Here is a 7,795-nt window from a genome sequence, read left to right as displayed (position 1 = left end):
AAGAAGGCCATACCAAAAGAGGGTTAGCAATGATCCATTATTATGATAAATACCACTCCCCCGTGCTGCCGCCGATCTGGCTGGTCTGCGAGAAGCTGAGCTTCGGCGTCTTGTCCCGTTTCTTTGAGGCATTGCGCATTGACCGGCGCAGGATCGTGGGCCGTTACATCTGGTCGTATCCCGAACATCTGCTTGTCTCGTGGTTCCATTCCTTGGCTAATTTGCGCAATATTTGCGCCCATCAAGACAGGCTATGGAACAACCCGATTACGGGGTTTCCGCCAGCGACGCACAAGACTTACAGTATCGACTTCACCAACCCGACAAGTTTTTACAGCCGTGCTGTCGTAATACAGCTCCTGATGCGGGAGTTGGGCCTTAATGGCTGGTGGCGAGACAGTTTGCTCGCCTTGTTGGCGTCCTGTGCGCATGTAGACCCGCGCAAGCACTTGGGCTTTCCAGGGGGCTGGAACACCCGACCGGTGTGGACTTGACTACGGGTGCGCCGCTTGACAAGTCGTGACGAACTATTTACAATCGTAAATGATAACGCTGGGAACGCCTCTCATAGAAGCGAAACATCCTTAGCTAAAAGGCGCGCAAGCGCCTTTTTCATTTTGTGCTGTCGGTTTCATAAATCTACAGCTGGTGAGACGGCCTAGTACGCACTGGGCCACGTACTAGGTGCTACCCTGGCATCGCAGTTCTTCCCAATAGTCACGGCTATATCAAAAGTCATACCCTCCGCAAAAGTCCCTTCAAGGTTTTCCTTAAAGGTGCTTTTCTGATAAGTTCCACTGTTGATAAGTACGTTAACAACAGTACGATGAAGATTCAGTCTGCATCGACCAGGAACACCCCATGTCAGACGTTTTGCAAGTTGCCTGCCACGCCGGCGCCGCAGGCACTAACCGTTGCCGCCTTTCACCAGTTGGCCAACGTACCACCGGCATTGACCTGGTTCGCCAACATCAACAGCCTGCAGACGCGACGCGCCTAACCTAGGCCAGCCAAAATCGGCATGGTGGGTAAATTCTGCGTAGGCGCTAACATGAATGTTGCGAAAGACAGAATTAGTGCTTTTTTTGTCTTTCAAGAGATAATTGAAAATCACTAGAAAGACAAAAAAATCCCTTTTTTTGTCTCTTAAAAGACTAATTCACATCATTTTGTCTTTATGAAACAAGTCAAATTGCAGTTGCATCCCACTCCAAAGTTCTGAACTGGTACCGAAAACATCGCCAAGGCGAAGCGCCATATCATTAGAAATCCCTGCCGCCCCGGTGATCACTTGTTGAAGCGTGACATAGTCAACACCCAGGCGCGTAGCTGCATCTGAAATTGTCATTTCACCAAGATACTCTCTAATTACTTCGCCTGGATGCGGCGGATTGTGCAGGTGACTCATAGTAAAATCCGTAAAAATTTAATAATAATCGAGATAGCTAAAAATGGGGCTTACCGCTCAATTCCATTGGATTTAACACAAGCATGCGTATCCTGCCCTCACTCTAAAATCTCGTCCTTTTAGAAAATTTAAGTACATCTCAATGATTTTCTAAAGCGCGTCCGAAGCCCCCTCAGAACAAGGCCAGAGCACTCTCACAGCAGGCCCAGAGCAAGCTCAAAGCACCTTCACAGCAAGTCCAGAGCAAGCCCAGACCAATCTCAAAGCAAGCCCAAGGCAACGTTAGATTTATTCAATTTAGCACGGTAGTGCGAAATTGCAGGAGTGAATGTAGCTACATTCACATATCCTGCCCAGCACTTCGTCGTTCTTTTTACGATGGCCTACAACGTAGAGCCGTGCATGCACCTGACTTACGGCGTTGTTTTAGCGTTTGTTGGCGCCGACGCCGAATTACTCCAAAGCGCCGAACCTAGGCGGTGCCCAGCGCTTCTCGGCCGCTTGGTTCAATTTGGCATCGGCATCACGCTGTGATGCCAGATAGCGTCGATCCGGGGCGCGGCTACTGAGCTGGCGCGGCCTACTAACCTCTATTAACGTGGCTTATTTTTCTTCTTAATTGTCTTGTGCTCATACATTGCAGCATCTGCTTCCTGCAACAGGTCAAATCATTCATTTAACCAATTCAGTCGACAACACTTCGCTTCAAGTGGTGTGGGAATCTTTACGCTCGCCCACTTGAATTTTTAGTAACACTAACCATTTATGCAAAGCAGTCGCCGTGATTGCAAACTTAGGAAGTCAAAAATGACGTACAACATCAAACCAGGTCCAAAACCGAAAAAAGAAGATGGCACCGATGATCGCCGTCGGCATGTAGACCCGCCGAATGCCCCGAAGCATCCGACACTGCCAATCCACGTCCACCCCCCTGTCCCAAAGAAGAAGTAAGCAAAAAAGGGACAATTCATCGAATCGACCTACCGCCCTGGGCTGTAGTCAGGCACGCCATTGTTCTTGGACTGCCCAGGCGGTCGCCTGGGCGATGCGCTCTAGCTCGGCCTTGCGCCTGGTTTCGAGCTGGGCGCACTCCATTGCCTGCTGCTCCTGCTTAGCCGCACGGTCGGCCATGAACTTCGTCCGGAAGTCGGCGGCACCGCTGACCAGCTCTGTCTTGGCTTCTCGATCAGGAGCTGAAGCATCTACCGCAAGCCAGCTATTTGCCTTGCTCGTCCGCCTCCAGCTGGATGAACACCGAGCGCTTGATGTAGCTGGCGCGCGGGATGCCCTGTCGCTTGGCGACGTGGCTGATGCGCTCGAGCTGCTCGCGGCTTAGGCGCAGCGTGATCTGCACGCTGCCGTCGTCCGGCGCCTTGGCCGGCTTGGCGCCGTCCGGCGCCGCCTCGATGAACTGCGCCAGCGTCGCCGCTGGCGGCTTGCCGCCGGGTTTTTTGGTGATGGCCATGTGGGAGTCTTTCAATATCTATTGGGTATCAAATGAATGTTCTTTGAATATTCAAAAAATTGTCAGTATATCGCCTGCAGCAGCGCGTTCAGCTCGGCGATCGCCTTGTCGTCGCGCGGCGTCTGCTCGAGCACCGACATGCCATTGCCGGCCGCGTTGGCGATGCTCTTGCGGCGCCGGATCGGCGTGGCCAGGTAGCTGATAGCCGGGTAGTCGGCCAGCGCGGCGGCGGCGTCCTCGTTGTCGGTGCCGGCGGTGTCGGCCATGTTTAGCACGGCCAGCGCCTGCAGCCCGTCGCGCATCGCGCGCGCCTCCTCGATCAACGCGGCGATGTCGGCCACTGCCCACACGTCGATCGAGCGCGGCTGGAACGGCACCAGTACCAAGTCGGACAGCACCAAGGCGGCGCGCAGCGCGGTGCTGTCGCGCCCGCCGGCGTCGATCACAATGTCCTGGAACTTGCCGCGCTGGTGCAGCAGCTGGGTGCGCAGCTGGCCGCCGTCGGCGTAGTGGGCGGTGGCGATCGCCGGCAGCTTGCCGGCCTCGCCACGGATCGCCAACGCGGTCGACGCCGTGCCCTGGCGGTCGGCGTCGATCAGCCAGACATCGCGCCCGGCCAGCGCCCGCGCGATCGCGATGTTGAGCGCCAGGGTAGTCTTGCCGACGCCGCCCTTGGTCGAGCCGACCGTGATGATTTTGCCATTCATTTGCTATCCAATCGATGTCTAATGAATCTCATATTATAGTCATTGAATATTCAATTTCAATGAAATGTGAACACGGTTTTCGGTCGCCGATGAAAAATGATTGTGCGTAACCCAAATCGGCCATCCTGGTCACAAAAAATTGTCTTAACGGGGGTTTTACGTTCCACTACACCTGAGACCCCAAAACCGCCCATGGCATCGCGCCCTGGGCGATTTTTTATCCAGTGCAGGGCGGAGGCTGCCTTACTTCCTAAAAACGCGCTGGCGAGGCCATAGACAAGCCACAGACCCATTATCTTGCCGAGACACATCCTACCCTCCGTCTGAAAGCTAACCAACCAGCCGAAATGATGCCTACAGGGGCGATTTGAGTCCGAGGACTGAAGCCGTAGGCGAAGGAGCGAGGATGGCCCGTTAGGGCCACCCCTGCCCAGCACGGCGGTCCTCCAGACCGTCCGATCGTTGGCAGTTGCGTTTCTGGCGTTGGAGTCGCTAGTAAGCTGTCATGGCCCCGAGACGGTGGCGTGCCAGTTTTTCGTATGTACGCGCCTAAGGCGCGTTCCTAGCCCGCTTGCGGGCTCTTGACAATCAGGAGGGGGAGCCGACTTGATCGGGGGCACCCCGCTGCGCGGGGTGCCCCGGCCGCAGGCCGCGTCTTTGCGTTAAAGATTTTAAAAGAGTTAAAAGACGCGCGCGTTGTTAAGGCTGTGGATATCGTGCCGGAAGCCGCGCCAGCATTGGCTCTCTGATATCGAGGCGTCATTGATATAACGATATACCCGTCATTGATATAACGATACTATCCACAGGAAAGCGTCATTGATGTAACGATACTATCCACAGCCGTCACCGATATAACTAGGGGGCCAATATGCCTCCGCGTCATTGATATAACGATGATCCGGTCATCGGAATTTTTCCGGCAAATTGCTTTTTCCTGATGCTATCGAAGCAACTAATTTCTTGGCATCTCTTATGTAGAACGTCACCTGGTCTTTCTCCAGGGAATAGAGCATGCGGTACTCGGGCAAGGTGTCGGCATTCTGGATTTTCTGCACCTGACTTCGGAAGGCTCGGACATGGCTGTGCGCGCTGCATTTTTCGCGCAGCAACTCTAGCCCGATAGTCCAAGAAGCTTGATTACCGCAATGCTTGCGCGCCAGCTCGTACAGTCGGCGCTCAAGCGGCTTGCGCAGGCGAAAATAGTTGCGGTGGATCGTCAGCACTTCGTGGGCCTGGACAGCGTTAAACAGCCACTTGGATAGCGTGACCTCGACAGCAATCATGCGCTCGTTATCCGGTGATTTCTCTACGATACTCCAACTGTCGATCAGGCCAAAACCCTCCTTCAACCGCGTGCCGCCGGTCTTGATATCCGTCTTGATCGACGTGCCGCGCAGGCGTTCTAACGTGGCCTCAAGGCGCTGGTATTCCTTGCCGCCGGTCGGCTTGTTGGTCGTCACCAGGTAGTCATACACCACAAAACGGACGGTTCTGTTTTTGGCGTCCTGCCGATCGCAGTTGAGGGCTTCCGTCATCTGCGAAATGACATAGATCAACACGTCCTTATCGAACATCGTTGCGCGCCCCATCACGCTAGGCGTGACCGTTAACGCTCGGTTGCCATCCTGGCTCTCCCAATGCCAAACGGTCAGGTCCGGCCTGGTGGACAGTGTGAAAATCGGCGCCTCCATACTCGCGCCGTCGTCCTTCATGGCGTAATCGAACATATCGCACAGGAAGAAATCGCGCTCCACATGCCGCACTGGCAAGAGTTTGGCGCGCTTGCCGGCGACCTTGGCCACGTCCGTGGCCGGCGCTGCCAGCGGCTGCTCGATGTCGGCCGGCAGCGCCGACGCTACCAGCTCCGCATCGCCAAAAAGGTCAGTCTGGCCGCGTGCTACGCTCGCCGCCAGGGCGGCGTCGGCGCGGGCCTGGATATTAGCCATTGCCTGAGACTTGTTCACGCTCATACGCTCTCCCTGGAATCGAGCCAGTCATAGGCGGTTTCTTCAGCGTCGGCGTGCGCCTCTGCCAGCTGGTACGCTGCCCACGCGTCAGCAGGTACGGCCGACTTAGCCACGGCCAGCCAATGGCCACGCTCTGGCTCGCTGCAGTCGTTCCACCAGGTCACGCCGGCTTGCGGATCGTCCAGGACGATAGGGAACACGCCTCCGCCGACTTCTTCGCCGTTCTCAAGCATCCTAAGCCGCCAGCCGCCGCCCAGCTCCACCGGGCGCGGGATAACTTCATAGCTGTACTTCATACTGGAGCTTTCCGATTTTTCGCTACGGTTTGATGCACGATGTCCAGCGCGTGCTGTACCACTTCCTTGCGGGTGGCCATATCCCATTGCGCCATCAATTCGGCAAGCTGGCCGGCCTGGGGCGGGTCGAGGAAAAAATCCAACCTGGTGGCGCCCTGGGCGGCGCGGCTCTGCCGGCTTTGGCGGCTGCGTTCGGCGGGCGGCAGCTGCTCGCCCGATCCGGCTGGCCGGCCTGGCCGGCGTTTCTGTTCATCCATGGTTGACGGTCCTGTAGCGTTGCACAATACCGTTACTGTAGCGCGCATAGTGACCGGCTACAATAATTATTTACGCGTTTGACATAAAACCCGTTCCGCGCCGTCGATAGCACAACAATATTTTTGTGGCCGGTTAAATATAATTTCCTTTGTACTGTATATGCCCAGGCACGCAGATGGGTCGAGGATACTGACTAAACTGCAAGCCACAATACATCATCAAAAAAAAACATACAAAACATGTTTTTTGCTTGTTCAATAGTGGTACTATGCACATACAATAACGAATTAGCGAGGCGATTATGGAACTTAGTCAGGCTTTTTCTATGAAGCATGTAGGCGCGATCACTGGGGCCTCCGTGATAGAACGTCCTACTGCTGATGGCAGTGTATGGATAGTTGAGTTCCAGCTCGGGACACCTCTCCCTACCCACCTGTCCAACTTACTTGAGGTGGCACGTGGTGGACCTAAAATTTTCAAAACCGTTCAGGCCGCGCTCAATGATGTAAAAACTATCGGCGTACCGAACGCGACAGTGCAGTTCACTGCCGCCAGTTCTTTCCGGGCTAATCGTTTTCAATGGTTATACCCGTGGATTCAAACGATGCATCAGGAGGGTTTAGATGAGGATGGCATTGTCAAATGTTTCTCCACAAGCATTCAAATCAGACTTGATCTCAATGATCCAGCAGCGGTAAAGCAAAGCCGCACGATCATTCGGCATGCTCTTGGCCAGTCCGATGGAAAAGAGCTGGAAGAATACCTTCCACCGGTTGAAGTGCTGGATGTGAAATTCCTAAAGCCAACTGATGAAGGGTATTTGTGCCAAGCATTTTGCGCTGACAGCAAGGAAGACTTCATTTTTTTGGTCAGTCTGGATGTCCCGGAAAAAACATTGAAATATACTTTGGCTGACAGGAAGGCAGCATTGTGCAAATTCGCCCTAGTGGCAGCGCACCAGCGACATCCACAAATGTATACCGACCCTGATGATCCTAAGCCCATGGTAAATGGTGCGTGGCGTCCGCCGGTCGCCAAATTCAGACTGGGATTGGGCGATATCGACTGCATTCGCTCATTACCAGCCGGCGCCACCAGGTGAGCACCGGGTTAAGCCGTTGCCTCCTCGCCAGCGTCGGCCGGTAGTTCGCAACTCGATCATCACTTACTGAAAGCTAACGTGGCATCAAAGAAACCGAACGCTAAAGCTGCGACCGTCAAGGCGCAAAAAGTTACATATATATATACAAAACTTGCTTTACCATACGCGCAAACGCTGCTTCGGCTTTGGGACAAGGGCCTCATGATCGACAACAGGCCGGATGCAGAAAACGCATTGAAAACCATTGGGTACTTCCGGTTGCTGATCTACATGCGGCACTTCCAAAGCAACACGGCGCCTCGGAATTTTTACCCACGGTCGAAATTCAGCTCTATCGTCGCGCTTTACAATTTCGACCGTGAAATCCGGCTGCTGACATTGAACGCGATTGAAAAGCTGGAAGTGGCTTTGCGGACCGCGATCATCAACCCTCTTGCAGAACTTCATACACCGCATTGGTATCTCGACATGTCACATTTTGACGACGAGATCAAATACCACGGAGTAATTGGCAAAATTATTCAAGGTGCGGGGAAAGAAGGCCATACCAAAAGAGGGTTAGCAATGATCCATTATTATGATAAATACC

The 7,795-nt window shown here is 54.2% G+C and carries 9 protein-coding genes; 3 read left to right on the top strand and 6 right to left on the bottom strand.

The annotated features are described in order from the left end of the window. Positions 1–494, top strand: a 494-nt coding sequence (locus tag VM94_RS00550; RefSeq protein ID WP_046681730.1) for an Abi family protein, incomplete at its 5' end; no start/stop codon positions are given. A gap of 665 nt (positions 495–1,159) precedes the next feature. On the opposite strand, the gene VM94_RS00545 is transcribed toward VM94_RS00550, so the two are convergent. The 6 genes from VM94_RS00545 to VM94_RS28020 all read right to left on the bottom strand — a co-directional run bounded on the left by VM94_RS00545 (position 1,160) and on the right by VM94_RS28020 (position 6,103). Next, positions 1,160–1,408: a HigA family addiction module antitoxin gene (locus tag VM94_RS00545; RefSeq protein ID WP_046681727.1), complete on the bottom strand. Its 249-nt coding sequence runs from the start codon at positions 1,406–1,408 to the stop codon at positions 1,160–1,162. Positions 1,409–2,624: 1,216 nt separating this feature from the next. Continuing rightward, positions 2,625–2,873 (bottom strand): hypothetical protein, encoded by a 249-nt coding sequence (locus VM94_RS00540; protein WP_046681726.1) that lies wholly within the window; start codon positions 2,871–2,873, stop codon positions 2,625–2,627. 62 nt (positions 2,874–2,935) lie between these two features. Further along, positions 2,936–3,580: an AAA family ATPase gene (locus VM94_RS00535; RefSeq protein ID WP_046681725.1), complete on the bottom strand. Its 645-nt coding sequence runs from the start codon at positions 3,578–3,580 to the stop codon at positions 2,936–2,938. 905 nt (positions 3,581–4,485) lie between these two features. Further along, a complete protein-coding gene (locus VM94_RS00530) occupies positions 4,486–5,553 on the bottom strand; it encodes a replication initiator protein A (protein ID WP_200899187.1) in 1,068 nt (355 codons plus the stop codon). After that, on the bottom strand, positions 5,550–5,846 hold the full coding sequence (locus VM94_RS00525; RefSeq protein ID WP_046681724.1) for a hypothetical protein: 297 nt from the start codon (positions 5,844–5,846) through the stop codon (positions 5,550–5,552). Before VM94_RS00525 ends, VM94_RS00530 begins: the two co-directional genes overlap by 4 nt. Next, complete coding sequence (locus VM94_RS28020; protein ID WP_138829205.1) at positions 5,843–6,103, bottom strand: hypothetical protein; 261 nt, start codon at positions 6,101–6,103, stop codon at positions 5,843–5,845. Before VM94_RS28020 ends, VM94_RS00525 begins: the two co-directional genes overlap by 4 nt. Before the next feature lie 302 nt (positions 6,104–6,405). Here VM94_RS28020 and VM94_RS00515 point away from each other — a divergent pair, with 302 nt between their 5' ends. Both VM94_RS00515 and VM94_RS00510 read left to right on the top strand, forming a co-directional pair. Beyond that, positions 6,406–7,206, top strand: a complete 801-nt coding sequence (locus VM94_RS00515) for a hypothetical protein (RefSeq protein ID WP_138829204.1) — start codon at positions 6,406–6,408, stop codon at positions 7,204–7,206. A 78-nt stretch (positions 7,207–7,284) separates the two neighbouring features. Further along, positions 7,285–7,795: Abi family protein (locus VM94_RS00510; protein WP_144417538.1), on the top strand; the 511-nt coding region annotated here is incomplete at its 3' end.

The organism is Janthinobacterium sp. KBS0711 (assembly GCF_000988085.1).
In the GTDB taxonomy this organism is placed as follows: Bacteria; Pseudomonadota; Gammaproteobacteria; order Burkholderiales; family Burkholderiaceae_D; genus Janthinobacterium; species Janthinobacterium lividum_E.
Note: the sequence above shows the minus strand (reverse complement) of the source record. Positions and strands in the feature narration are given on the sequence as shown.

Excerpts from the sequence above, each read along its gene's own strand:
- VM94_RS00545 (WP_046681727.1), bottom strand. The coding sequence starts at position 1,408 with ATGAGTCACCTGCACAATCCGCCGCATCCAGGCGAAGTAATTAGAGAG.
- VM94_RS00540 (WP_046681726.1), bottom strand. The coding sequence starts at position 2,873 with ATGGCCATCACCAAAAAACCCGGCGGCAAGCCGCCAGCGGCGACGCTG.
- VM94_RS00535 (WP_046681725.1), bottom strand. The coding sequence starts at position 3,580 with ATGAATGGCAAAATCATCACGGTCGGCTCGACCAAGGGCGGCGTCGGC.
- VM94_RS00530 (WP_200899187.1), bottom strand. The coding sequence starts at position 5,553 with ATGAGCGTGAACAAGTCTCAGGCAATGGCTAATATCCAGGCCCGCGCC.
- VM94_RS00525 (WP_046681724.1), bottom strand. The coding sequence starts at position 5,846 with ATGAAGTACAGCTATGAAGTTATCCCGCGCCCGGTGGAGCTGGGCGGC.
- VM94_RS28020 (WP_138829205.1), bottom strand. The coding sequence starts at position 6,103 with ATGGATGAACAGAAACGCCGGCCAGGCCGGCCAGCCGGATCGGGCGAG.
- VM94_RS00515 (WP_138829204.1), top strand. The coding sequence starts at position 6,406 with ATGGAACTTAGTCAGGCTTTTTCTATGAAGCATGTAGGCGCGATCACT.